The 26321-nt window shown below is 59.2% G+C and carries 20 protein-coding genes; 12 read left to right on the forward strand and 8 right to left on the reverse strand.

Going from position 1 to position 26321, the window contains the following annotated elements; genetic code table 11:
* The 3 genes from ALP8811_RS04455 to topA form a co-directional block, all read right to left on the reverse strand.
* Positions 1–696 carry a CoA transferase subunit A gene (locus ALP8811_RS04455; protein WP_108855963.1) on the reverse strand — a complete coding sequence of 232 codons (696 nt, stop codon included), beginning with the start codon at positions 694–696 and terminating at the stop codon, positions 1–3.
* A 122-nt stretch (positions 697–818) separates the two neighbouring features.
* Positions 819–1280, reverse strand: coding sequence for an MAPEG family protein (locus tag ALP8811_RS04460; protein ID WP_245924560.1), 462 nt, complete (start codon positions 1278–1280; stop codon positions 819–821).
* A 135-nt stretch (positions 1281–1415) separates the two neighbouring features.
* The gene (topA, locus tag ALP8811_RS04465; protein ID WP_108855965.1) at positions 1416–3968 is read right to left on the reverse strand and encodes a type I DNA topoisomerase; all 2553 of its coding nucleotides are present in this window, start codon (positions 3966–3968) and stop codon (positions 1416–1418) included.
* 224 nt (positions 3969–4192) lie between these two features.
* Between topA and ALP8811_RS04470 the strand changes: the two genes are divergently transcribed.
* Positions 4193–6595 (forward strand): ATP-dependent helicase, encoded by a 2403-nt coding sequence (locus ALP8811_RS04470; protein ID WP_370738875.1) that lies wholly within the window; start codon positions 4193–4195, stop codon positions 6593–6595.
* 354 nt (positions 6596–6949) lie between these two features.
* On the opposite strand, the gene ALP8811_RS04475 is transcribed toward ALP8811_RS04470, so the two are convergent.
* Positions 6950–7165 (reverse strand): DUF1127 domain-containing protein, encoded by a 216-nt coding sequence (locus ALP8811_RS04475; protein WP_108855966.1) that lies wholly within the window; start codon positions 7163–7165, stop codon positions 6950–6952.
* A gap of 430 nt (positions 7166–7595) precedes the next feature.
* Between ALP8811_RS04475 and ALP8811_RS04480 the strand changes: the two genes are divergently transcribed.
* From ALP8811_RS04480 to ALP8811_RS04525, 10 genes are all read left to right on the forward strand, one after another.
* Positions 7596–8669, forward strand: a complete 1074-nt coding sequence (locus tag ALP8811_RS04480) for an Mrp/NBP35 family ATP-binding protein (RefSeq protein WP_108855967.1) — start codon at positions 7596–7598, stop codon at positions 8667–8669.
* 659 nt (positions 8670–9328) lie between these two features.
* Positions 9329–9832 (forward strand): division/cell wall cluster transcriptional repressor MraZ, encoded by a 504-nt coding sequence (gene mraZ / locus ALP8811_RS04485; protein WP_108855968.1) that lies wholly within the window; start codon positions 9329–9331, stop codon positions 9830–9832.
* 1 nt (position 9833) lies between these two features.
* Entirely contained in the window at positions 9834–10832 is a 999-nt protein-coding gene (gene rsmH, locus ALP8811_RS04490) for a 16S rRNA (cytosine(1402)-N(4))-methyltransferase RsmH (protein ID WP_108855969.1), read from the forward strand.
* Positions 10832–11173, forward strand: a complete 342-nt coding sequence (gene ftsL / locus ALP8811_RS04495; RefSeq protein WP_108855970.1) for a cell division protein FtsL — start codon at positions 10832–10834, stop codon at positions 11171–11173. The genes rsmH and ftsL overlap by 1 nt, the downstream gene beginning before the upstream one ends.
* Positions 11170–12975, forward strand: a complete 1806-nt coding sequence (locus tag ALP8811_RS04500) for a peptidoglycan D,D-transpeptidase FtsI family protein (protein WP_108855971.1) — start codon at positions 11170–11172, stop codon at positions 12973–12975. The genes ftsL and ALP8811_RS04500 overlap by 4 nt, the downstream gene beginning before the upstream one ends.
* A 16-nt stretch (positions 12976–12991) precedes the next feature.
* Complete coding sequence (locus ALP8811_RS04505; RefSeq protein WP_181363688.1) at positions 12992–14482, forward strand: UDP-N-acetylmuramoyl-L-alanyl-D-glutamate--2,6-diaminopimelate ligase; 1491 nt, start codon at positions 12992–12994, stop codon at positions 14480–14482.
* Positions 14479–15894, forward strand: a complete 1416-nt coding sequence (locus ALP8811_RS04510; RefSeq protein ID WP_108855972.1) for a UDP-N-acetylmuramoyl-tripeptide--D-alanyl-D-alanine ligase — start codon at positions 14479–14481, stop codon at positions 15892–15894. The genes ALP8811_RS04505 and ALP8811_RS04510 overlap by 4 nt, the downstream gene beginning before the upstream one ends.
* 20 nt (positions 15895–15914) lie before the next feature.
* A complete protein-coding gene (mraY, locus tag ALP8811_RS04515; RefSeq protein WP_108855973.1) occupies positions 15915–16997 on the forward strand; it encodes a phospho-N-acetylmuramoyl-pentapeptide-transferase in 1083 nt (360 codons plus the stop codon).
* A 100-nt stretch (positions 16998–17097) separates the two neighbouring features.
* Positions 17098–18504 (forward strand): UDP-N-acetylmuramoyl-L-alanine--D-glutamate ligase, encoded by a 1407-nt coding sequence (gene murD, locus ALP8811_RS04520; protein ID WP_108855974.1) that lies wholly within the window; start codon positions 17098–17100, stop codon positions 18502–18504.
* A gap of 108 nt (positions 18505–18612) precedes the next feature.
* Positions 18613–19899: a DUF3422 family protein gene (locus ALP8811_RS04525; RefSeq protein ID WP_108855975.1), complete on the forward strand. Its 1287-nt coding sequence runs from the start codon at positions 18613–18615 to the stop codon at positions 19897–19899.
* On the opposite strand, the gene ALP8811_RS04530 is transcribed toward ALP8811_RS04525, so the two are convergent.
* The 4 genes from ALP8811_RS04530 to ALP8811_RS04545 all read right to left on the reverse strand — a co-directional run bounded on the left by ALP8811_RS04530 (position 19832) and on the right by ALP8811_RS04545 (position 24770).
* Positions 19832–20929 carry a YeeE/YedE family protein gene (locus ALP8811_RS04530; RefSeq protein ID WP_306418706.1) on the reverse strand — a complete coding sequence of 366 codons (1098 nt, stop codon included), beginning with the start codon at positions 20927–20929 and terminating at the stop codon, positions 19832–19834. The two genes, ALP8811_RS04525 and ALP8811_RS04530, sit on opposite strands and share 68 nt — an antisense overlap.
* 162 nt (positions 20930–21091) lie before the next feature.
* Positions 21092–21991, reverse strand: coding sequence for an ABC transporter permease (locus tag ALP8811_RS04535; RefSeq protein WP_245924561.1), 900 nt, complete (start codon positions 21989–21991; stop codon positions 21092–21094).
* Positions 21984–22994, reverse strand: coding sequence for an ABC transporter permease (locus ALP8811_RS04540; RefSeq protein ID WP_108855978.1), 1011 nt, complete (start codon positions 22992–22994; stop codon positions 21984–21986). Before ALP8811_RS04540 ends, ALP8811_RS04535 begins: the two co-directional genes overlap by 8 nt.
* Positions 22995–23060: 66 nt before the next feature.
* Complete coding sequence (locus ALP8811_RS04545) at positions 23061–24770, reverse strand: peptide ABC transporter substrate-binding protein (RefSeq protein WP_108855979.1); 1710 nt, start codon at positions 24768–24770, stop codon at positions 23061–23063.
* A gap of 376 nt (positions 24771–25146) precedes the next feature.
* On the opposite strand from ALP8811_RS04545, the gene ALP8811_RS04550 reads away from it, so the two are divergent.
* Entirely contained in the window at positions 25147–26310 is a 1164-nt protein-coding gene (locus ALP8811_RS04550; RefSeq protein WP_108855980.1) for a M20 aminoacylase family protein, read from the forward strand.
* Positions 26311–26321: the final 11 nt, after the last annotated feature.

Below are 26321 nucleotides of genomic sequence, written 5' to 3' on the forward strand. Positions count from 1 at the left end.
TTAAGCCTCCCGGATGGTGCGTTGTTCGATGCGCTTCTCGTGCTCGCCTTGAATGATGCGATGCACGTAGATGCCCGGCAGATGGATCGAGTCAGGATCCAGCGAGCCGGTCGGCACGATTTCTTCGACTTCGACTACGCAGGTTTTGCCACACATGGCAGCCGGCGGGTTGAAGTTGCGGGCGGTCTTGCGGAAAACAAGGTTGCCGGTCTCGTCGGCTTTCCAGGCTTTCACGATGGACAGATCGGCAAAGATGCCTTCTTCAAGGATGTAGTCTTCGCCGTTGAAGGTTTTCACTTCTTTGCCCTCGGCAATCACAGTGCCCACGCCGGTCTTTGTGTAAAAACCGGGGATGCCGTGACCCGCCGCGCGCATGCGTTCGGCCAAGGTGCCTTGTGGGTTGAATTCCAGCTCCAGCTCACCCGAGAGGTACTGGCGCATGAACTCGGCGTTCTCGCCAACATAGGACGACATCATCTTTTTGATCTGCTTTGTGTCCAGCAATTTGCCAAGACCGAAGCCATCAACGCCGCAGTTGTTTGAGGCGATGGTGATATCCTTAACACCGCTCTCGACCAGTGCGTCGATCAGCAGTTCCGGAATGCCGCACAGGCCAAAGCCGCCTGCGGCAATCAGCATGCCGTCAGTCAAAAGCCCGTCTAGAGCTTCGGCGGCGCTGCCATATACCTTGTTCATGAAAGTTCCCTCTCGTCTATTTCGCTGCTTTTCTGGCGAAGGGGAGGGGCGGAGTCAACGAAACACGTTGGTTTTAAGGGGGCAAAGGTATTTCTACCTACGAGACTACGTAGCGCGAATTTCTAGCCCGCAAGCGCCACGACAAGCGCGTGCGCGGCCATGTAGATCACGATCAGAGAGCCGATCGTGTAGAACGTCGCCCGGACTTCATGTGTCTGCTTGGTGGCGTAGGCAATGAAATGTGCCAGACGCGCCGCAACAAAGCCATACAGCATCACCTGCGCCAAGAGCAGGCTGGGATCGGTCACCACGAAGAGAAGGCCAGCGATCCAGAACCCAGGTATGTTTTCAAGATCATTGCGATGCATTCTGCGCGACCGGTCGACATAGTCGTTCACCTCCAGCTGTTCTGGGCGCGGGTCGGTGTTGAGAATGCCTTTTTGCACGTCTTCCGGGCTGGCAAGGCCGCTGTTGCTTTTCATCATGCGATAGACTGTCATCCAGCCCTGTCCCATGATTTTTAGTACCATGAGTGCGGCCGCGATCACATAGGTCTCGAAGACCGGGTTCGTTAAATCCAGCATGTTCAATCTATCCCTGAGATACGGCATCGCATGGCGCAATGGCCACATGCCGGGTCAACGATAGGGGCAACTTTCAAGTCTGGCAAATCGCGGCGTGCCGAACCGGGCCGGTCACCCGGCTCCGGCTGTACAGCATCACTTCTTGGCTGCGGCCTTCTTCTTCGGCGCAGCTTTTTTGCGAGCGGGCTTTTTCTTTGCGGCCTTCTCGGCGATCCAGCCTACGGCCATTTCCATGGTGACGTCGGCAGGTTCGACCTCTTTCGGGATCGTAGCGTTCACCTTGCCCCATTTCACGTAAGGGCCATAGCGACCTTCCAGCACATTCACCGGCCCGCCATCTTCCGGGTGTTCGCCCAGTTCTTTCAACGGCTTGGCCGTCGCGGCCCCGCGACGTCCCGGATTGGCGCGTTTGTCGGCCAAAAGCTCGACCGCGTGGTTCATGCCCACGTCGAACATCTCGGCCCACTGCTTGAGGCTGACATAAACAGGTTTTTCGTCATCCGGGAACTTGTGCATCAGGTAGGGACCAAAACGCCCCAAGTTCGCCGTGATCCGCCCACCTTCCGGGTGGTCACCCACGTGGCGCGGCAGCGACAGAAGCTGCAGCGCACGTTCAAGGTCGGTTTCCTCTTTCGGCCAGCCGCCATTGCGTGCCTGTGGAAGCGAGGTGCGCTTGGGGCGCTTGTTCTCAGGCGTGGCTTCCCCACGCTGCACATAGGGGCCATAACGGCCATCCTTCAGCCAGATCTCGTCATCACCATCGGTGCCCAGAAGCTTCTCTTCACCTTCGGCACCTTCACCCGCGATCGGGCGGGTGTAGTTACATTCCGGATAGTTCCCACAGCCGACAAACCCGCCAGTGCGCGAGGTTTTCAGGTGTAGCTGTCCGGTGCCACATTTCGGGCAGACACGCGGATCAGTTCCGTCTTCACGCGGCGGATACAGTTGGGGCGCAAGGGCGGCGTCCAGCTTGTCCAGCACTTCGGAAATTCGCAGCTCGGACGTCTCGGAAATCGCAGCCGAGAAATCCCGCCAGAAGCGCGCCAGCACTTCTTTGTAATCCATGTCGCCAGCCGAAATCTCGTCAAGTTCTTCTTCAAGGTTCGCGGTGAACTCATAGCCCACATACTGGCGGAAGAAGTTCATCAGGAAGATCGTCACGATCCGCCCTTTATCCTCGGGGAACAGGCGGTTCTTGTCCTTGCGGACATACTCGCGGTCTTGAATGGTCGTGATCACCGACGCATAGGTCGACGGGCGGCCAATGCCCAGTTCTTCCATGCGTTTGACCAGCGTCGCTTCGGTGTAACGGGGCGGAGGCTGGGTGTGGTGCTGTTCGGGCGTGATGCCTTTTTTCTCGGCGGCTTCGCCTTCCATGATCTGGGGCAGACGTTTGTCGTCGTCATCCGTCACCTGATCGTCGCGGCCTTCTTCATAGACCTTCAGGAAGCCCTCAAAAACGACAACTTGACCCGTGGCGCGCAGCACCACTTGACCGTCATCCGAGCCGACATCGACGCTGGTGCGCTCGAACCGTGCGCTTTCCATCTGGCTGGCGAGGGTCCGCTTCCAGATCAGGTCGTAGAGCTTGCGCTGATCGGGTTCCAGCTTGGCCAGATCGCTGCCGGACACGGTCATATCCGTCGGGCGGATACACTCGTGTGCTTCTTGGGCGTTCTTGGCTTTGTTTTTGTAGATCCGTGGGCTGGCGGGGATGAACTCCTTGCCATAGCGATCGGTGATCGCGTCGCGCACAGCGGTCACAGCCTCGGGTGCCATGTCGATCCCGTCTGTCCGCATGTAGGTGATGTAGCCGGCTTCATAGAGGCGCTGGGCGGTCGACATGGTCTGACGTGCACCAAAGCCAAACTTGCGGCTGGCTTCCTGCTGCAGGGTCGAGGTCATGAAGGGCGGCGAGGGGTTGCGGGTCGCAGGCTTCGCTTCCACCGACTGCACCGACAGATCGCGCGATGTGATGGCCTGTACAGCCAGCTCGGCGGCAGTTTCGTTTTCAAGGTCGTAACGGTCGAGCTTTTGGCCCCCCAGAACCGTCAGGCGCGCTTCGAACTCTTTCCCACGCGGGGTCGAAAGCAGGGCCTTCACCGACCAGTATTCACGGGCGTTGAACGCCTCGATCTCTTCTTCGCGCTCAACGATCAGACGCAGGCAGACCGACTGCACGCGACCAGCCGAGCGTGCACCGGGCAGTTTGCGCCATAGGACGGGCGACAGGTTGAACCCCACCAAGTAGTCCAGCGCACGGCGGGCCAAATAAGCCTCGACCAGATCGCTGTCCACGTCGCGTGGGTTCTGCATCGCCTCGGTCACGGCGGATTTGGTGATCGCATTGAAGACCACGCGGCTGACCGGTGTGTCCTTCTTGACCGCACGACGCTTGCGAAGCGCCTCTTCCAAGTGCCACGAAATCGCTTCCCCCTCGCGATCGGGGTCGGTTGCGAGAATGAGGTTGTTGTCGTCTTTCAGGGCGTCGGCAATGGCGCGCACGTGCTTGGCACTGTCGCGGCCGATCTCCCACTTCATGGCAAATTCGTTGTCGGTATCGACCGACCCGTCTTTGGGGGGAAGGTCGCGCACGTGACCGTACGAGGCGAGCACCGTGTAGTCCGACCCAAGATATTTGTTGATGGTCTTGGCTTTGGCCGGGCTTTCAACGACGACTACTGGCATGAACTTCCTCTCGACTCATTCAGGCTGCGCAATACCAGCCTTGTTCTGGGGGCGTTAGATGGGTCGGGAAGGGGCAGCTTGTCAATGGGCACTCTTCTTATATAGGGGCGCATTTCGCCACGCCCCCGTAGGGGGCGGAAAGTTATGGGCGTTTTTAGGGGGCGGTTGGAACAGATGTGGAACACGCTCTTCCCCTGTGGCGATGGCGTTGCTAAGAAGAGCAAATGAGCAGCATTGATAATGACGATCTGATTGATGATTCCGATGATGGGGCAGGCGCGCCGAAAGTGCCGCTGTCGCAGCGTGCGATGGGTGCAGCTTTGGGGGCACGTTCCGCACCCTACATGGATGGCTTGAACCCCGCCCAACGCGAGGCGGTCGAGACGCTGAACGGCCCAGTTCTGATGCTGGCGGGCGCGGGAACTGGCAAGACCAAGGCGCTGACCACACGGATCGCGCATTTGCTGACCACCGGGTCCGCGCGGACCAACGAAATTCTTGCCGTGACCTTTACCAACAAGGCCGCGCGCGAGATGAAGGAAAGGGTGGCCGGGCTGTTGGGTCAGACGGTTGAAGGCATGCCGTGGATGGGCACGTTCCACTCGATCTGTGTGAAGCTACTCCGACGTCATGCCGAACTTGTTGGGCTGAAAACCAACTTCACCATTCTGGATACGGATGACCAAATCCGGCTGATGAAACAGCTGATTGCCGCCAACAATATCGACGAAAAGCGCTGGCCTGCGCGGTTGTTGTCTGGCGTGATCGATAATTGGAAAAACCGGGCGTGGACGCCGGAAACGCTGCCATCTTCCGAGGCGCAGGCCTTCAACGGGCGCGGACCGGAACTCTATACGCAGTATCAGGATCGCCTGAAGACGCTGAACGCCTGTGATTTTGGTGATCTGCTATTGCACATGGTCACGATTTTCCAGCAGCACGACGATATTTTAGCCAAGTATCAAAGCTGGTTTCGCTACATCCTCGTTGACGAATACCAAGATACCAACGTCGCCCAATACCTCTGGCTGCGCCTTCTGGCTGCGGGGCATAAAAACATCTGTTGCGTAGGCGATGACGACCAGTCGATCTATGGCTGGCGCGGGGCCGAGGTGGGTAATATCCTACGGTTTGAAAAGGATTTTCCGGGCGCAAAGGTCGTCCGGTTGGAGCAGAACTATCGCTCGACCGCGCATATTCTGGCCGCTGCTTCGGGTGTGATCGCTGGCAACGCCGACCGTCTGGGCAAAGAGCTGTGGACCGAGGCCGAGGGCGGCGAAAAGGTCCGCCTGATCGGCCATTGGGACGGCGACGAAGAAGCCCGCTGGGTCGGCGAAGAGATCGAGGCGATGCAATCCGGCACACGGGGCATGGCGCCGAAGTCGCTGGATGATATGGCCATCCTCGTGCGCGCCTCGCACCAGATGCGTGCCTTTGAAGACCGCTTCCTGACCATCGGTCTGCCCTATCGCGTGATCGGCGGCCCGCGCTTCTATGAACGGCTCGAGATCCGCGACGCGATGGCCTATTTCCGGCTCGCGGTATCGCAAGACGATGATCTGGCGTTTGAACGCATCGTCAACACGCCCCGTCGCGGATTGGGCGATAAAGCAGTGCAGACCATCCAGATGCTCGCCCGCACCAATGGTGTGTCGCTGGTCGAAGGTGCCCGGATCGCCGTGGAAAGCGGCGCGATCAAGGGCAAGGGCGGCAAGGGGTTGGCCGAACTGGTCGGCAACCTCGACCGTTGGTTCAACCAACTGCGCGCCGAGGCTGACACACATATCGAAATGGCCGAGATGATCCTTGAGGAGTCCGGTTACACGACCATGTGGCTGAACGACAAAACGCCCGAGGCGCCGGGACGGCTGGAAAACCTCAAGGAACTGGTGAAGGCACTGGAAAGCTTTGAAAACCTTCAAGGTTTCCTCGAGCATGTCAGCCTGATCATGGACAATGACACCGACGACGCCGAGGAAAAAGTCACCATCATGACCCTGCACGGGGCCAAGGGATTGGAGTTCCCGGCTGTGTTCTTGCCGGGGTGGGAAGACGGGCTGTTCCCGTCGCAACGCTCGATGGATGAAAGCGGCCTCAAGGGGCTCGAAGAAGAACGCAGGCTGGCCTATGTGGGCATCACACGCGCCGAAGAGGTCTGCACGATTTCCTTCGCGGCCAACCGCCGCGTTTACGGCCAATGGCAGTCGCAGCTGCCCTCGCGGTTTGTCGATGAGCTTCCTGAGGACCACGTCGAGGTGCTGACCGCGCCCGGCCTGTATGGTGGGGGCTATGGTGGCATGTCGGGCGATTTCGGCGGGCAATCCCCGCTAGAGGACAAAGCCAGCCGTGCCGATGCTTATAACTCGCCCGGCTGGAAGCGGATGCAGGCGCAGGGCGCATTGCGGTCCAAGCCCAGCCCCAACGAAGCAAAGGGCCTTGTGATCGACGCCACCGCTGTGTCGTCCTTCACCCAAGGCGATCGCGTGTTCCACACCAAGTTCGGCTATGGCACCGTGATGGGGATCGAAGGCGACAAGCTGGATATCGAGTTTGACAAGGCCGGCGCTAAGAAAGTCGTCTCCAAGTTCATCGTGCCAGCCGCGCAAGCGGGCGACGTCCCCTTCTAAGCCAAAAAATCAGACCAACCGGAATAAAAAAACGGCGCCGCTCGGGAGGAGGTGAGCGGCGCCGTTTCCTATGTGGTCGGACCTCTGGGAGGAGGAGTGAGGTCCGGCGCTGTGACTTGGGCCGGGAGGAGGTGACCCACGTCTAATCGGTTCGTTCCTGGGAGGAGGGTGGAACGCCCCGAAATTTGGGGGTGCGGTGATGTCAGGGAGGAGGAAGACATCACCGCGGCCCAAGGACTGTCAGGGAGGAGGACGACAGTCCGAAGATTTTGGGCGGCGAGATCCGGGAGGAGGAGGAGACCTCGCCGCCATTCATGTTCACCACCTGGGAGGAGGGTGGCGGTGAACCGAAATTCAGTTGCCGTAAACGGCCATTCGAGCAATCAGGCGGATCGAACCGCGGCTGATGCCCAGATCATTTAGCTCAACGTCGCTCAGCGCGTTCAGTTCCTTCACCGTTTGGCGATAGGCCTGACGGGCGATGTATTCGTCTTTCCAACGCGCGAGCAGGGCGACAAAGCGGTCAGCCAGGCCGGCGTGGGCCAAAATGATTTCAGATGCATGTGCCATTGCACGTACTCACTTTCGATCACAGATCACTGCGGTTTTGGTGCCCGTAACCTTGGGCAAACTCATCTCGTTAGCGACAACGTCGTCGCTGTGAGGCAAACATGGGGTTAATGCTGCAGGTGCACAACACCCCGAACAATCAAACCCGTCATGCACTCGGTGCATAGGTTGAAAGTGCCAGTAAAATAAGCACTTTGATGCGGTTTGGTGGCCTGTGGATGAAAAATGCTGCACAGCAGAAAGATGATTGTGCTTGGGTGCCGTTGGGGAAGCTATCCACCTGAATCACTGCTTCAGAAGAAGAGCGCTTTGCGCGGAGGAGCACAGGTCGGGCAACCGGTTGAATCAGTCAGCTTGCCCCGGGTCGTTTTACCCCTTGCGTCGTCGCTGAAAGACGCCAAGTAATGAGGCTAGGATCAAGGAGGCTTCAATGGCGGATGTAAAAGACAGGATCATGGGCGCGCTTTCGGCGGTTGCTCTGCCGGATGGTGGCGATCTTGTATCGCGCGACATGGTACGCGCCCTGACGGTTGATGGGGCGGCGGTTCGGTTTGTGATCGAAGCGCAGACACCCGAGCAAGCCGCTGGCTTGGAGCCGCAGCGCCGCGCGGCCGAAGCCGCTGTGGCTGACCTGCCGGGGATCGAGACCGTGTCTGTCATTCTGACCGCACACGGGTCGGCGCCGGCCAAACCAGCGCCAAATCTGAAGATTGGCGGGCATCCCAAGCCGCAAGCTGGCCCGATGCAGGTGCCGGGTGTGACGTCGATTGTCGCCATTGCTTCGGGCAAAGGTGGGGTCGGGAAGTCTACGCTGAGTTCTAATCTGGCGGTGGCTCTGGCCAAGCAGGGGCGCAAGGTTGGTCTTTTGGACGCAGACATTCTTGGTCCGTCCCAGCCGCGCATGATGGGCACGAACGAGCGGCCCGGATCCTCGGATGGGGAAATGCTGAGCCCCGTTATGGCGCATGGGGTCAAGATGATGTCCATCGGATTGATGCTGAAATCTGACCGCGAGGCGGTCGTCTGGCGCGGACCCATGCTGATGGGTGCACTGCAGCAGATGCTGTTTCAAGTGTCGTGGGGGCCGCTTGATGTGCTGCTGATCGACCTGCCACCCGGAACCGGCGATGTGCAGCTGACTTTGGCACAGAAGGCGCAGATCAGCGGGGCGATCGTTGTTTCGACTCCGCAAGATGTGGCGCTTCTGGATGCGCGCAAGGCCATCGACATGTTTGAAAAGGTCAAGGTCCCGATCCTGGGGTTGGTTGAAAACATGTCTTCTTATGTCTGCCCGAGCTGCGGACACGAGGCGCATTTGTTTGGGCATGGTGGCGTGAAGGACGAGGCCACAACCATTGGCGCACCGTTCCTAGGTGAAATTCCATTGTCCTTGGATGTGCGGCTAGCGGGTGACGGCGGTACACCGATCGCCGCGGGCGAGGGGGCATTGGCCGATGCCTATGCCAAGCTTGCGAAAGATATGGTGGCGCGCGGGATCGCCTGATCCGATCATCAAATAGAGTTCCTAACGCCCGGTGCACCTGCTGTGCCGGGCGTTTTGATTCAGGGGAAGTGAGATGTTTGGGAATTCATGGGCTTTGAGGTGCTGGTCGATTGAAATACTCCGACTTTCTATGGTATTGGGTGTGGATTTGGGCTGAAATAGAGCGGCTGACGCCTCTCGTGTTCGCAAAAATGAAAATAATTTGGATTTCATGGGAAAATATAATGCTGCGGGCGCAGCGCTATATCTAGTGGATTGGTGAATCACTTAGCCTACATTAAGTGAATGCTCGCGGTGATTTCTGCATTTGCACTTGAATCTACTCGATTTTTCTTGCGCTACCCCGTATGTGCTCCCACAAAAAACTATTGCTTCCCATAATTTCCCACGCTATCCATGTATTCAAGATGAGGACGGGACATAAAGAGGCGTAAGACCTCATGACACTCCCAAGTCAGGTTTCATACAGGCACCCGCTTCATCCATCGAAAGAGATCCGGCGCGTACGCGAGCAGACATCCCCCCAGGTGGCGCGCGCAGCTGGGCACCCGGAAACGGGACAGGCGGCGGATTGGTCAGTGGCAGCAGATCAATTCGCCGTTTCTATTCCAGCCCCTTTTCAGGGCTGGTGGGACAGTTGATTAAAGGGGGCCGCGCAAGTGGCACGCAGGTTCAGAGGTGAAAGCCACCACAAGGTGGACACGAAGGGCAGGGTCTCGATCCCGGCCCTGTTTCGCCGTGTACTTGAAGCTGGCGACCCCGATTGGACCGAAGGTCTGAACCCCAATCTTGTTATTGTATATGGCGATCATCGCCGCAGCTATCTGGAAGCCTACACGATCGAGGCCATCGACGAGGTGGATGATCAGATTGCGCAGATGCCGCGTGGCTCGATGGAGCGCCGCATGTTGGAGCGTCTGTTTAACGGGCAATCCTTCCCCACAACCGTGGACGAAACGGGCCGTCTGGTACTGCCTGCCAAGTTGCGCCAGAAAATCGGGCTGGATAAAGAAGCGTTCTTTATCGCCACCGGTGATACGTTCCAGATTTGGAAGCCCGAGACCTATGAAGAGGTCGAGGTCGCCAAGACCGAAGAATGGCTGGACGATCAGCCGGATAATTTCGATGTGCTGACCCTGTTGGGTGGCCAGGGGGATGGCTAAGATGTCTGACCCGGCTGCCACCGAAAAACGTCCTCATATTCCTGTATTGCTACGGCCGCTTCTGGAAGCGGTCGCGCCTGTTTCTGGTGACTGGGCAGATGGGACGTTCGGGGCAGGGGGCTATACGCGCGGATTGCTAGAGGCCGGGGCTGATTGGGTTTGCGGTATTGATCGCGACCCAATGGTGTTCGACATGGCTGCAGGTTGGGCGGACGATTATGGCGACCGATTGGCGCTGCGCGAAGGCACGTTCTCGGAGATGGATACGCTGGCTGGCAAGCCCCTGGACGGGGTGGTGCTGGATCTGGGCGTCAGCTCGATGCAGTTGGATCTGGCCGAGCGCGGCTTTTCGTTCATGAAGGACGGCCCTCTGGACATGCGGATGAGCCAATCTGGGCCTTCCGCGGCTGATTTGGTGAACGAGGTGGATGCCGATACGCTGGCGGACATTTTGTATCATTACGGGGAAGAACGTGCCTCGCGCCGAATTGCGCGTGCGATTGTGAGGGCGCGGGCTGATGCTCCGTTCGAAACAACTTTGCAACTTGCCGAGGTGATCGAGAAGAACCTGCCGCGATCGAAGCCGGGACAAAGTCATCCTGCGACACGTAGTTTTCAGGCGATCCGCATCGCGGTGAATGACGAATTTGGTCAATTGATAGAAGGGCTTGAGGCCGCTGAGCGTGCATTGAAGCCCGGTGGAAAGCTGGCCGTTGTAACCTTCCATTCGATGGAGGACCGCGTGGTGAAACGCTTCTTGCAGGCGCGCGCGTCTTCGGGTGGAGGTGGATCGCGCTATGCGCCGGAGGCCGCAGAAGAAACCCCGCGTTTCAAGCTGACCCCGCGCAAGGCCATCGGACCGGACAAGGAAGAATTGCAAGTCAACCCACGTGCCCGGTCTGCCCGGTTGCGCGTGGCGACTCGCACGGACGCGCCAGCGGGTCCGTCGGACCGCAAGAAGCTTGGATTGCCGCCCTTGGTGTTTAAGGACAGATCGTAATGCGTAGCTTGCTGTATATCCTTTCAGCTCTTGCCGTGATGGGGCTGGCGTACTGGGCGTACTCAGAAAACTATAAAACGCAGGCCTCGCTTGATCGCGCACACGCTTTGCAAAGCGAAATTGGCCGCATGCAGGAAGAACTGACTGTCCTGCGCGCCGAATGGGCCTATCTGAACCGCCCGGATCGTCTGCGGGATTTGGCGCGGATGAACTATGACAAGCTGGAACTGAACGTGCTTGAGCCGGGCCAGTTCGGTCGCGTGGATCAGATCGCATTTGGTGAAGATGAATTGCCCGAAATCACCGGGGCCGTCGAGGTTATGGGAGAGATCGAGCAATGACCCGTGTCCCCCTCCGCCCGCTTGCGCGTATTCTGGAAGCGCGTGCAAAGGGCGAAAATCCCGATGCCATCGAACGTGAAAACCTGAGCCAGCGACATGATCAGATTCGCAATGAATCGCGTCTACGCTCGGAAGGGCGGTTGTTGGTGTTGGCCGGGTTTTTCCTGTGTGCCTTTATGACAGTAGGCGTGCGCATGGCGACCTTGTCGGCGTCAGAGGCGCAAGAACCTCGTGCGCAGGCACCCGGTGCCTCGATCGCGACGGCGCGCGCTGATATTCTGGATCGTCAGGGCCGCATTCTGGCGACCAACCTTGTGACCCACGCGCTCTATGCTCAGCCGCATCAGATGGTGGACCCGGAACGCGCTGCAAAAGAGCTGGTGAATATCTTCCCGGATCTGGACCCAGAGCGCCTGATCAAGGACTTCACCGGAACGCGCAAGTTCCTGTGGATCAAAAAGAAAATCAGCCCCGAGCAGAAACAGGCCGTGTTCGATATCGGCGAGCCGGGCCTTCTGTTTGGCCCGCGCGAGATGCGGCTTTATCCCAATGGCAAGCTGGCCGCGCACGTGTTGGGTGGTGCGAGCTTTGGGCGTGAAGGTGTGTCGGCTGCCGAGGTGATCGGTGTTGCGGGCGTTGAAAAGCACTTCGACGACTTTCTGCGCGATCCTGCCAATGGCGGCGCGCCGCTTGAGCTGTCCATCGACCTGACCATTCAGGATGCGGTGGAACGTGTGCTCTATGGCGGCATGAAAATGATGAACGCCAAGGGCGCCGCAGCGATCCTGATGGACGTGCACACAGGCGAGGTGATTTCGGTCGCGTCTTTGCCGGACTTTGATCCGAACAACCGTCCGCGCCCCCTGACGGTGGCGGACAAGGGGATGGATCAGTCTGACAGCCCACTGTTTAACCGCGCGGTGCAGGGCGTCTATGAACTTGGCTCGACCTTCAAGATTTTCACAGCCATTCAGGCCATGGATCTGGGGTTGGTGAACCCGAACACGGTGATCGACACGGGCAAGCCGATGAAGATCTCGGGCTTCCGCATCGGTGAATTCCGCGACAAGAACTATGGCGAGCTTTCGGTGACAGATATCATCGTCAAAAGCTCGAACCGTGGCACGGGGCGCATGGCGCTTCAGATTGGCCCGGAACGTCAGCAGGACTTCCTGAAAACCCTAGGGCTTTTGGACCGGACGCCATTCGAAATCGTCGAGGCCACCGGCTCGACCCCACTGGTACCGCAGAAATGGGGCAAGCTCAGCTCGGTAACGATTTCTTACGGGCACGGCATTTCCAACACGCCAATGCATCTGGCTGCCGCCTATGCCACCATCGCCAATGGCGGCCACGTCGTCACGCCGACGGTGCTGAAGCGCGCCCATGTCGAACGCGGCCCGCGAGTGATGACCCCCGAAGCGGCTGCGGCGGCTCGCGACATGCTGCGCAAGGTGGTCACCGAAGGCACCGCCAGCTTTGGCGAGGTCGAGGGCTATCTGGTGGGCGGCAAGACCGGTACCGCCGACAAACCCAAACCGCGTGGCGGGTATTATGATGACAAGGTGATCAACACGTTCGCCAGCATGTTCCCGTCGGACAACCCGAAATACGTGCTGATCGTCACGCTGGACGAACCGGTCGAGACCTCGGGCACAAAGCCGCGCCGAACCGCTGGTTGGACGGCCGTTCCGGTCGCTGCGACGATTATTGAGCGCGTGGCGCCCTTGTTGGGCATGAAGCCGCGCGAAACCCGCGTTGAACCTTTGGCCGCAACTGGGGTAACACTCACGTCAAACTGATAAGGTACGATGCAAAATGGGTGCTGAGATGGTCACGAAAACTTTGGGTGAACTGGGGCTCAGCGCGCGGGCAGGGCGTGATGCGCAGGTGACGGGGCTGTCGGTGGATAGCCGTCTGGTCAAACCCGGCCATTTATTTGCGGCCCTCCCAGGGGCCAAGCTGCATGGCGGTGAGTTCATTCAATACGCGTTGCGCATGGGGGCAGGGGCGATCCTGACCGACCCAGAAGGTGCCCGTATTGCCGAGGCTGAATTGGCCGCGTCCGACGCCGCACTTGTCGTCACAGAAGACCCTCGCATGGCGTTGGCCTATGCCGCTGCGCTTTGGTTCGGTGCACAACCGGAACATATGGTTGCTGCCACGGGTACCAACGGGAAGACCTCGGTTGCCAGCTTCACCCGCCAAATCTGGACACTTCTGGACATCAAGGCCGCCAATCTGGGCACCACGGGTGTGGAAGGCGCGTTTGCTGCGCCGCTGTCGCATACGACGCCCGAGCCGATCACCTTGCACAAAGTGCTGGCTGACATGGCGGGTGCTGGCGTGACCCATGCCGCGATGGAGGCGTCGTCCCATGGGCTGGCACAGCGCCGTTTGGACGGGGTACGCCTGATGGCGGCAGCCTTCACCAACTTTACGCAAGACCATTTGGACTATCACGAGACGTTCGACGAATACTTCGCGGCCAAAGCGGGCCTCTTTGCCCGCGTTCTGCCTGAAGGTGGAACTTCCGTGATCAATATGGATGACCCGAAGGGTGCCGAGATGGCCACCATCGCCGAGGCGCGCGGTCAGAAGCTGATCCGCGTGGGGCAGAGCGAGGGCTGCGAGTTGCAACTGAAGGCCCGCCGGTATGACGCCACGGGCCAAGAGCTGATGTTCACGTGGTTGGGAAAGCCCTTCACCGCTCGTCTGAACCTGATCGGTGGCTTTCAAGCTGAGAATGTCTTGGCCGCTGCCGGGCTGGCCATCGGCTGCGGTGCTGACCCAGAGCATGTATTCGAGACCTTCAAAGATCTGGAAACCGTGCGCGGTCGGATGCAGCACGCCGCGACCCGCGAAAATGGGGCGGCGGTGTTCGTGGACTATGCCCACACGCCGGATGCCCTGAAGACTGCTCTGCGGGCCATGCGCCCGCATGTGCTGGGCCGGCTTGTGGTCGTGTTCGGCGCGGGCGGGGATCGCGATACCTCGAAACGTATTCTGATGGGGCAGGCGGCAGCAGAAAATGCGGATGTGGTCTTTGTCACGGACGATAACCCGCGCACAGAAGACCCCGCGCTGATCCGCGCCATGGTGATGGAGGGCTGTCCCGAAGCCGTAAACGTCGGCGACCGGGCCGAAGCCATCTTGCGCGGTGTGGACGCGCTGGGACCGGGCGACACGTTGTTGATCGCAGGCAAGGGGCACGAGACCGGACAAACCGTCGGCAATGATGTGCTGCCATTTGATGACGTCGAACAGGCCTCGGTGGCGGTAGCAGCTTTGGAAGGACGGCTGGCATGAGCCTTTGGACAGCGAAAGAGGCCGCTAAGGCCACAGGTGGTGAAGCTCGTGGCGACTGGACCGTCTCTGGTGTCTCGATCGACACGCGTACCATCGCGCCGGGCGATCTGTTTGTGGCACTGAAAGCCGCGCGTGACGGGCATAACTTCGTGGCGCAGGCGCTGGAACAGGGTGCAGGAGCTGCTTTGGTCAGCCATGTGCCGGACGGCGTAGCAGATGATGCCCCGCTTTTGATCGTGGACGACGTTCTCTCTGCGCTGGAAGATCTTGGACGCGCCGCCCGCGCACGGACCAAGGCGCGTGTTGTGGCGGTGACGGGTTCGGTCGGCAAGACCTCGACCAAGGAAATGCTGCGCACCGTCTTGCAGCGGCAGGGCAAGACCCATGCGGCCGAGGCGAGCTATAACAATCATTGGGGTGTTCCCCTGACCTTGGCGCGGATGCCTGCTGATACCGAATTCGCTGTGATCGAGATTGGCATGAGCAACCCCGGCGAGATCGAGCCCTTGGCCCGGATGGCCCGCCCGCATGTAGCGATGGTCACCACAGTGGCACCTGCGCATCTAGAGGCCTTCGACGATCTGGACGGTATTGCGCGTGAAAAAGGTTCTATCTTCAAAGGGTTGGAGCCTGATGGTGTGGCCATCATCAATGGTGACTTGGATACGACACCAATTCTTCGTGCAGCCGCCGAGGGGTTTGAGACACAGAGTTTCAGCGCAAATAGCAGCCCGGATCATCACCTGACGCATGTGGTCCTCAGCCCGGACGCGACGATCTGCAAGGCGAAGGTAGCCGGGCAAGAGCATATGTTGAAAATTGCAAGCGTGGGTCGGCATTTTGCAATGAACGCGTTGGCCGTGTTGGTCGCCACCCGCGCCTTGGGCGGGGACGTAACCTTGGCCGCCCGCGACATTAGTCACTGGTTGCCCCCCTCCGGTCGCGGCACCCATGAAGACATTTTGCTGGATCCGCCCGAAGGGCTGACCCTGACGCTGATCGACGATGCGTTCAACGCCAACCCGACCTCGATGGCAGCTTCGCTTGAAGTTTTGGCAGTGGCCCAACCCGTTGACGGAGTGGGAACCATCCACAAAGGGCGCCGGATGGCCATTCTGGGCGATATGCTTGAGCTGGGGCCGGACGAGGCCGCTCTGCACGCCCAGATCGCAGATCTGCCCTTCTTGGCCGAGATCGACATCGTTCATTGCTCGGGCCCATTGATGAAATCGCTGTGGGAGCGTCTGTCCGGCGATCAGCAGGGGATCTATACCGAAACGGCTGACCAAATGGCCGCACAGGTTCACAATTTGATCGACGCCGGAGATGTGGTGCTGGTCAAAGGGTCGAAAGGGTCGCTTGTGTCCAAAGCTGTTGACGCGATCCGCAAAATGAGCCAAGCGCAAAGTTAATAAGCAAAAGGGCCTACAATATGTTGTATTGGTTGACCGAGTTTTCGGATGGCGGCGATGTCTTCAACTTGTTTCGCTACATCACCTTCCGCTCGGGCGGGGCATTCTTCACAGCGCTGATTTTCGGCTTCATGTTTGGGCAGCCTCTGATCAACATCCTGCGCCGCAAGCAAGGCAAAGGTCAGCCAATTCGCGAAGACGGCCCTGAAAGCCATAAGGAAAAGCAGGGCACGCCGACAATGGGCGGTTTGCTTATTCTGTCTGCGCTATTGGTTGCGACTTTAATGTGGGCGCGACTTGATAACCATTATGTGTGGATCACGCTGTTTGTGACCTATGGCTTTGGTTTGATTGGCTTTGCAGATGACTATGCCAAAGTATCAAAGAACAACACCGCAGGGGTGTCGGGCAAGATCCGGTTGGGCATTGGGCTGGCCATCGCGGGGATCGCAGGCGTCTGGGCGTCCAGCGTGCACCCCGAAGGGCTTCAGTATCAGCTGGCCTTCCCGGTGTTCAAAGACACGCTTCTGAACATGAGCTATCTGTTCATTCCTTTCGTGATGATCGTAATCGTCGGGTCTGCCAACGCGGTGAACCTGACGGACGGTTTGGACGGGCTGGCCATTATGCCGGTGATGATTGCGGCCGGGACGTTGGGCGTGATCGCCTATGCGGTTGGCCGTGTCGACTTTACCGAGTATCTGGACGTGCATTACGTGCCCGGCACAGGTGAGCTGTTCGTCTTCACCTCGGCCCTAATTGGCGGGGGCTTGGGCTTTCTGTGGTATAACGCACCGCCCGCGGCTGTGTTCATGGGTGACACCGGGTCTCTGGCCCTTGGTGGGGCTTTGGGTGCCATTGCCGTTGCTACCAAGCACGAGATCGTTCTGGCCATCGTCGGCGGCCTTTTCGTGGTCGAGGCGCTCTCGGTGATCATTCAGGTTCTTTACTACAAGAAGACTGGCAAACGGGTGTTCCTGATGGCCCCGATCCATCACCACTTTGAACACAAAGGTTGGCAAGAGCCGCAGATCGTCATCCGTTTCTGGATCATCTCGCTGATCCTAGCACTGATCGGGTTGGCGACGCTGAAGGTGCGCTAAACTTCTCCAAAGGTTTTTCAAACGCCCCGCCCATTCGGCGGGGCTTTTGTTTTTTCGCCAAACCCTTTAGCGATAAAGCGGACGAATGCAGGAGGTACGCATGATCCCGGTGAAAGGTTACGAAGGGCGCAAGGTTGCGGTTCTGGGGCTTGGACGCTCGGGCCTTGCGACGGCCCACGCGCTTGAAGCTGGCGGCGCCGAGGCGCTGTGCTGGGACGACGGGCAGGAAGCCCGCGAACGCGCCGAAGGGCAGGGGCTAATCCTGCATGACCTCAATAAGGGCAACGCGTGGGAGGATGTCTCGGCGTTGATCGTCAGCCCCGGCATTCCACACCTTTATCCCGAACCCAACAAACTGATCGCGCGCGCGATGGATGAAGGTGTGCCAGTCGACAACGATATTGGCCTGTTCTTTCGCAGCTTTGCCGATCAGGAATGGGACAGTTTCGACACCCTGCCGCGCATCGTCGCGGTGACGGGGTCGAACGGAAAATCCACCACCTCGGCGCTGATCCATCACGTGTTGGAACATGCGGGCAAGCCCACCCAGTTGGCGGGCAATATCGGGCGCGGTGTCTTGGACATCGATCCCGCCCATGACGGTGAAGTCGTGGTGCTGGAGCTGTCCAGCTATCAGACCGATCTGGCCCGTTCGCTGACGCCGGATATCGCGGTTTTCACCAACCTCTCGCCCGATCATCTGGATCGCCACGGCGGAATGGGGGGCTATTTCGCGGCCAAGCGCCGTCTGTTTGCCGAAGGTGGACCGGATCGGGCGGTCATTGGCGTGGACGAAGCTGAAGGCAGCTATTTGGCTGGGCAATTGTCCGAGGGCGCGGCGGACGACCGGGTGATCCGTATTTCAGTAGACCGCAAACTGTCTGGCCCTGGATGGCAGGTCTTTGCGCGTAAGGGGTTCTTGTCCGAGTATCGCAAGGGGCGTCAAATCGGCTCTGTGGACCTGCGCGCCATCAAAGGATTGCCGGGAAGTCACAACCATCAGAACGCCTGTGCCGCCTATGCGGTGTGCCGCTCAATCGGTCTGGCGCCGAAAGTGATCGAGGCCGCATTCCGCGCCTTCAAAGGCTTGCCGCATCGTTCGCAGTTGGTGGGTGAGGCGGATGGCGTAAGCTATGTGAATGACAGCAAAGCCACCAATGTAGACAGCGCGCGCGCCGCCCTAGGAGCTTTCGACAACATCCGCTGGATCGCGGGTGGTCTGGGCAAAGATGGTGGGATTGAATGCCTGTCGGATGCTCTTGGCAACGTGACAAAAGCCTATCTGATCGGCCATTCGGCGCGCGAGTTTGCCCTGCAACTGGGTGATGTGCCCTACGAGATCTGCGAGACGATGGAAAACGCGGTTGCAGCAGCGGCGCAGGATGCCCAATCCGGGGATACGGTTTTGTTGGCCCCTGCCGCCGCCAGCTTTGATCAGTATCCTGATTTCGAAAAGCGGGGCGAGGATTTCACCCGACTGGTTCAGGACCGCCTTCAGGATATGTGAGCGGTATCGGTATTCCGCGGTATGCGAAAGCTATCAAAAACCCCTTGTTTTTAAGGGGTTGCAATGTGTCACGTCTCTGTTACGACTTTGCGCGGAGGAGACACGCGCATGATGAATTTGACCGACCATCCGGGCCGCTATGACCTTGCGAACGAGCTGCACGCCCGTCCTTCCCCCGCACTTTGCGTGCCGGGGACAGCGGTTTATCTGGCCATCAAACGTCCTGATAACGCGGCAAACCGGGATCGCGAGGCGGATCGCCAGCATTTGATCGCGCTTCTGGATCGGTTTGGTGCGCCGCACCCCAGCCCCGGATCCAACCACTATTTTGGCGAAATCGGCCGCTATCACCTGAAATGGGAGCAGCACAACGAGTTCGTCAGCTACACGGTGTTCTCCGAGGGGATCTCGTCGCGCGCGTTTGACCCGGCGGCTTTTGATGTATTCCCGGATGATTGGCTGGCGGATGCGCCGGGCGCGCGCATCACCTCGGCCCATATTCGGGTTCAGCAGATGCCGGGCACGGAAAAGGAAATGGACAAGCTGGTACGCGACTGGTTCGTGTCTGAAAGCATCGCCTCGACCTGGGTCTTGGACCGGGCGGCGATGGTGGCGGGTGATTTCCGCATCGATCCCGCAGGCCATATGCGCTTCGTGGCCTTCATTTCCGAAGGCACCGGCAAGCGACGGATTGGCCGTATTGTCCAGCGTCTGTGCGAGATCGAAACCTATAAAACCATGTCCATGCTGGGCTTTCCCGTGGCGCGCGACATTCACCGCCAACTACGCAACGTGGACGGAGAACTGACCCACCTGGTTGGTACGATGAAGCGTGGGGATGAGCCCGCCGAAGCCACGTTGGGCGAGCTGTTGTCCATCTCGGCCGAGCTGGAAGAGCTGATGGCCTCGACGTCATTCCGAATGGGGGCCACGCGCGCCTATGAGGCTATTCTGAACCAACGCATTGGTGCATTGCGGGAAGAGCGGTTTCGCGGTCGTCAGACGCTGAGCGAATTTATGATGCGCCGCTATGATCCCGCGATGCGCACTACGAAAAGCGCGGCGACACAGCTTGAGACCATGGCTGCAAGGGCTGCCCGCGCCGGCGAGCTGTTGCGCACCCGTGTCGATGTGGAACGGGCCGAGCAAAACCAGGCGCTTTTGGAAAGCATGGATGCCCGCGCCAAGATGCAACTGCGCTTGCAGGAAACGGTCGAAGGGCTGTCCGTCGTTGCGATCAGCTATTACGCGGTGTCGTTGGCAGGCTATCTGTTCTACCCGCTGGCAGGCCCATTGAACATGTCCAAAGGAACCCTGACTGCGTTGCTTACGCTGCCTGTGGTGCTTCTGGTGTGGATGTCCGTGCGTCGAATTCGGAAGTCCCTCGGGCATTAACGCGTGCGTCAAGCTGAGCAGCCAGCCATGCGCCTGCGATGATGGACAGCAACGCAAAGGTTGCCGAGGACGACAGGGTTGCGACGCCCGACAGGCCTGCGCCCACGGTGCAACCGCCAGCCAACACACCGCCCATGCCCATCAGGACGCCGCCCGACAGATAGCGGCCCATCTGGCCTGCGCCTTCGAAGCCTTGCCATGCAAAGCGTCCAGCGATCAGCGCGGACAGGGCTGCGCCGAAGATGACGCCTCCGATCAGGCCAGTGCCGAAATTCCCGCCAATGGCGCTGGCGGCAGCGGTCCAAAAGAGCGTATCGGCCAGAGGCGCTGTGAATGACAGGCTTTCCACGGCGATGGGGTCGAACTCGTCCATCAGGACCAATCCAGTTCCCAGCCAGCCCAGAGGCACCAATGCCCCAAGCAAAGCCGCTGGTACCAGTACGCGCAGCTTGGGACGAGCCTGTGCGACAAAGACAGCGGCCAGAGCGAGGGGCAACAAGGCGCCCAGGGCTGGCAGGGAGGGGGCGGCGATTTCAACCGCCGCCAGGGAGTTTCGTATGGGCGCTAGAACACCCTTCATGGTCGCCAAAGCAGCCAAGGCAGCGACGCCTAGCACGATGATGGCGCGCAGGTTGCCGGACGAACTAAGGACGACCAGACGTGATAGGCACCCGCGCGTCAGAACCATTCCGGCTCCGAACATCAGGCCACCTACGACAAGCGACAGGATCGGAAAGGTCGGGGCGTGAAAACGGTGGTCGGCGAAGCTGATCCAGCCCGCCCAAACCGCGCCTTGCGTGCCGATGACAGCGACGGCCAATGCGGTCAGCCAGACGGCCAAGGCCTGACGCCCTTCGATGCCTGCTCCAATCACGCCGCGACGCAGACAGAAACGCGTAACCTCGGCCAGAATGCCGAAGGCAGCGCCAAGGCCCAGCCCGAACAAAATCGAGGCTGTGCGTGGTGTCAGGGTCTCAAAGCCGAAGGTCTCAAACATCTTCACGTCTCCGCATTTGGGAATATGTTCCATCTGGCGTGAGTGATTGTGTTGTGCAAGCGTTGTTATTGCTTGGAATTGGTGCTGTGGTGGAATGATTTTCTGGTTCTGGGGTGTCGGTGGAACGATAGACCTGCCGTGAGGTGTTCGACGGTAAGACGGACCAGTGCAGACGCGCCGTTGCTCGGTTTGTCCTTATTTGCGCCCACTGCCGCCGCGCGGGTCCAACGCATCGCGCAGCCCGTCGCCAAGGTAATTGGCGCACAGAACGGTCAGCGTGATCATCAACCCCGGCCAAATCGCGCGTGCCGGTGTCAGCGTCAGATATTCCGTCCCATCAAATAGCAGCCGGCCCCACGTTGGGTGGTCCGGCGGAAATCCTAGTCCCAGAAAGCTGAGCGCGCTTTCTGTGATGATGGCATTGGCCAAGCCAAGCGTGGCCGAGACGATGATCACCCCCATCACATTAGGCAGGATGTGCCGCCGGATCAGGCCCCATGGGCGCAGACCAAGGGCTGTCGCGGCGGTGACAAACTCGCGTTTCTTCAGTGCCAGAACTTCGGCGCGGAGAATGCGGGCTGTTTGCATCCAACTGGTCAGGCCAATCATCGCAACGATCAGCAGGAATATCCCGGCCTCGGCCCCAAAGAGCGTGCGCAAGCTGTCGCGCCACAGCATGATCGTGACCAGAAGCAAGGGCAAAACGGGCAGGGCCAGAAACAGGTCGGTCAGGCGCATCAAGGGGGCGTCCAGCCAACGGACCATGCCTGACAGAATACCAACGGCTGCGCCGATCAGCACGGACAAGCCCATGGCGACCACGCCCACCAGAAGCGTCACGCGCCCGCCTTGCAGAATGGCGGCGAACAGGTCGCGACCAAGGTGATCGGTGCCCATGGGATGCGACAGGCTGGGTCCAAGATTGCGGGCAGTGACGTTGATCTGCCCGGCGCTGTGGGGCCATAGAAACGGGCCGATCAGGACAGCAAGCAGAAGCAGACCCAGCAATCCGCCACCGATCACGGCCCCTTTGTGCCGCTGGAAACGCCTCCAAAACCCGCTGGTTGAGGCGCTGATATATGACAAGTCAGTCATAGCTGATCCTCGGGTCCAACAGGCCATAGGCGATGTCTGCCAGAAGGTTGAACAACACGATCAAGACGGCGAACAGGAAGGTCAGGGTTTGAACCACGGGCAGGTCGCCGCTTTGGATCGACGAGATAAGAAGCTCTCCGATCCCGTTGATCTTGAAAATCTGCTCGGTGATGATTGCGCCGGCCAGCACCTGCGGGATGCCCAAGGCGATCACAGTTACGACCGGCAGAAGCGAATTGCGCGCTACATGGGCCAATACCACGCGCGGTTCGGACGCGCCTTTGGCACGGGCGGTGCGGACATAGTCGTGATGTAGGTTCTCCAGCATGGATGCGCGCATGTAGCGGCTGATCTGGGCTGCGTTATACAGCGCAAGGATCGTGACGGGCATGGCCATCTGGCGCAGTTGGGCCATAAGGCTATCCCAATTCGTCACGTTGAGGGTGGTGTCATAGACCGATGGAAACCAGTTCAGTTTCACCGCGAAAATCACGATCATCACGACGCCCAGAAAGAAGGACGGGACCGAATAGCCGATCATCGATACGAAGCCGCCCAGATGGTCGAACCAGCCGTGTTGGCGATAGGCGGAATAGATGCCGACGGGCAGGGCAATGGCGATGCCCAGAATATAGGACAGTCCCACGACCCAAAGCGTCTGGGGCAGGCGGTCCGCGATCAGCTCGGCCACCGGCGCACGCGAGGCCCAGCTAAGGACGCGCAGACGGTCAGGGTCTCCGAAGCTTAGGCCCGTGAGGTCCGTTAGCCAGTTTAGCGGCTCATGGATGAAAAACTGTTTGCACCAAAGAAGATAACGGGTCAGTAGCGGATCCCCGATCCCTAAGGACTCGCGCAGTTGGGCGCGGGTTTCGGCGGGGATCGACATTGGTAGATTGGCGGTGGGGTCGTTCGGGGCCATATCCATCAACAGGAAGATGGCGAAGCTGATGAAAATCAGCACCGGAACCGAGAAAGCAAGCCTGCGCAAACAATAGGTTAACATGGGCGGTAGACGGCCTTTGGTTCCGTGACGCGGCCTGAAACCAGCCGCGCCCACAGTCTAGCGGTCTTACTTGGCGCGGGTCCAGTCCGCGATGTTCCAAAGTTCGCTGTCCCAGACATTCATCCGCACGCCCTTAAGCGAATTGGCATGGGCCGAAACCTCGCCGCGATGCACCAGCGGGATCAGGGCACCCGCCTGCATCAGCATGTTGTTCAGCTGTTTCGAGATCGCGATCCGCGCCTCGATATCCACCGTGTTGCCGAGCTTTGCCAGCAAGGCGTCATATTCGGGGCTACAATAGCGCGGGACATTCATGCCCGCCCAACCGTTTTCAGGCGTCGGGATTGCGGCACAGGTCCAGTTGTTCAAATAGGGCTCGGGATCGTTGCCGGGGAAGAAGTTGGTGAACATCTCAAGATCGGCATAGAATTTCTGATAGGTGTCCGGGCTGGACTGGTCGCCGCCGAAAAAGACCGAAGGCGCGATAGCACGTAGTTCGGTTGCGACACCAATTTCAGCCCACCAGGCTTTCAGCAGATCCTGCGTGGTCTGGCGCACGGGATTGACCGAGGTCTGATACAGTAGAGCCATCGGCACGCCATCTTTGTCACGGATGCCGTCGCCGTCGCTATCGGTCCAGCCAGCATCGTCCAGCAGAGCACGCGCGGCGTCCAGATCTTGTGTCAGGCAGGCGTCATTCGCACCCGACGCATAGATGGCAGGGGCGGCGAGCACGTCACATGTTGGACGGCCTGCGTCGCCATAGGCGATGTCGATCAGCGTGTCGCGATCGACCGCTAGGGAAAGTGCTTTGGTGACACGCGGATCGGCAAGGAAGGGATGCGCCCCGCCGTCACGGGTCGAACGTGCGTCGCCCAGATCAGCCGCGGCGTTGGTCAGGTTAACCTGAAGGCGCTCGACGGCGGTCCCGAAGGACGACACAACCTGACCTTTGCCGGCGGATTTCATCTGGGTCAAAACTTGCGGATCCAGCTGAAGGTTCCACGCATAGTCAAATTCGCCAGTTTCCAACACAGCGCGGGCTGCGCCAGAAGCGTCTCCGCCACCTTTCAGCGTCACCTTGGCAAAGCCCGGTTTGTCGGCGTCGCGGAAATGAGCGTTGACGTCATAAGTCACCACGTCGCCCGGTTTGAAATCCGTGATCTGATAGGGGCCTGTACCGATCGGCGCGAGGTTCTGGGTCGAGCAGTTCAGTGCGTTCGCCCCCATACAATCCCCAAACTGGGCGGCTTGTAGGACAGGAACCTCAAGCCCAACGAAGGGCGCATAGGGATAGGGCTTGGGCTTTGAAAAGCTAATCTTCACTGTCTGTGCATCCAGCGCCTGCACATGTTCAACATCGGTGAACTTGGCCGTCATCTGGCAGCCGCTTTCAGTGTCCATGCAATAATTTGCCGTAAAGACCACGTCGTCTGCGGTGAAATCGCTTCCATCAGACCATTTGATCCCCGGTTTCAGGGTCCAAGTGATCGACTGTAGATCGGGAGAGATGCCGCCATTATCCAAGGTCGGAATCGCCGCGGCCAGCCACGGTACCATTTGACCGGTTTCGTCGTGGCGCGCCAAAGGTTCCAAGACCAACGAAGCCGGTTCAGAATCCTTCGGACCAGACGCAAGGTAGGGGTTCAGAAGCGTCGGCGCCTGCCAATAGATCAGGCCAAGATCCCCCTGCGATCCGCGCTCGGCATGGGCGGCGGATGTTAGAGCAACACAGCTTAGTGTTGTCAGGGTAAAATGTTTGAAGACAGCAGACATTTCTTGGTCATTTCCCTAAGTGATTCTGCAAGCCAGCCCCGCTAAGGAAGGGTGAATGGCAGTGCATGCGCGATTGTTCGTGGCAGAAAACAAACTCAAACACTGGTGTCACGTGCTGCCAAACCTGTGATTAGTATGACACTGTATTACAAGCCAGTTGCAAGGGCTTGCGGGCGGGTTTCTTTGAATTCCCGATGCTGTTGCATTTCTAATCTTGATAGAATTCGAAGATGTTTCGGACAGCAATCCGAATGATCTGGTGACATTTGCTTGGTGAGATATCAACTAGAGATGACTTGAGCCAACGAGGGTTTCTGGGCATTGTCGACGGCAATGCGCAGGTGCCGCGATACCCCACATAGAAAAGGATGATCCTTTGCCGATCCGAAACCGTTTTGCCGAGCTTCACAAGGACATCACTGCATGGCGTCAGGATTTCCATCAACATCCTGAACTGCAGTTTGACACCCACCGCACAGCGGGGATCGTGGCCGATAAGCTGCGCGCCTTCGGCTGCGATGAAGTTGTCGAGGGTGTTGGGCGCACGGGCGTCGTCGGTGTGATCCGCGGGCGAAAGACAGATTCGGGCAAAGTGGTTGGATTGCGCGCGGATATGGATGCACTGCCAATACACGAGGCAACGGGGTTGGATTACGCCTCGGTCACGCCGGGAAAAATGCATGCGTGTGGCCATGATGGGCACACAGCGATGCTTTTGGGGGCGGCTCAGTATCTGGCGGAAACCCGTAATTTCGATGGCACATGCGTTGTTGTCTTCCAGCCTGCCGAAGAAGGCGGGGGTGGTGGACGCGTCATGTGCGAGGACGGGCTGATGGAGCGGTTCGGCGTGCAAGAGATATACGGGATGCACAATTGGCCCGGTCAGCCCTTGGGCGCGTTTGCGATCCGGCCCGGCCCATTCTTTGCCGCGGCGGACCTTCTGGATATCCAGTTCATCGGGCGCGGAGGGCATGCGGCCAAGCCCCATGACACGATTGACCCTGTTGTAATGGCGGCGCAAGCGGTGACGGCACTTCAGACCATTGCTTCACGCAATGCCGATCCAACGCTGCAGGTGGTCGTCTCGATCACCTCGGTCGAGACATCCTCGACCACGTTCAACGTGATCCCGCAGTCTGTGCAGCTGAAGGGCACTGTTCGTACGTTGTCTCCCGAGCTCCGCGATCTGGCCGAGGAACGGGTTGCGGCGATCTGCAACGGGATTGCGGCGACCTTTGGCGGCGAGGCCAAAGTTAAGTACGAGCGGAACTATCCGGTCATGGTTAACCACGACGCTGAAACAGAATTCGCGGCCGAGGCCGCCCGCAAAGTGTCGGGAAATTGCGCCGATGCCCCCTATGTCATGGGTGGCGAGGACTTCGCTTTCATGCTGGAAGAGCGCCCCGGCGCCTATATTCTGGTGGGCAACGGGGACACCGCGATGGTTCACCACCCGGAATACAATTTCAACGACGAGGCCATCCCGCAGGGCTGTTCGTGGTGGGCGGAAATGGCGGAAAGCCGGATGCCGATCGGCTAACAGGGCAGGGG

The sequence above is a fragment of the Aliiroseovarius pelagivivens genome (genome assembly GCF_900302485.1).
GTDB lineage: Bacteria > Pseudomonadota > Alphaproteobacteria > Rhodobacterales > Rhodobacteraceae > Aliiroseovarius > Aliiroseovarius pelagivivens.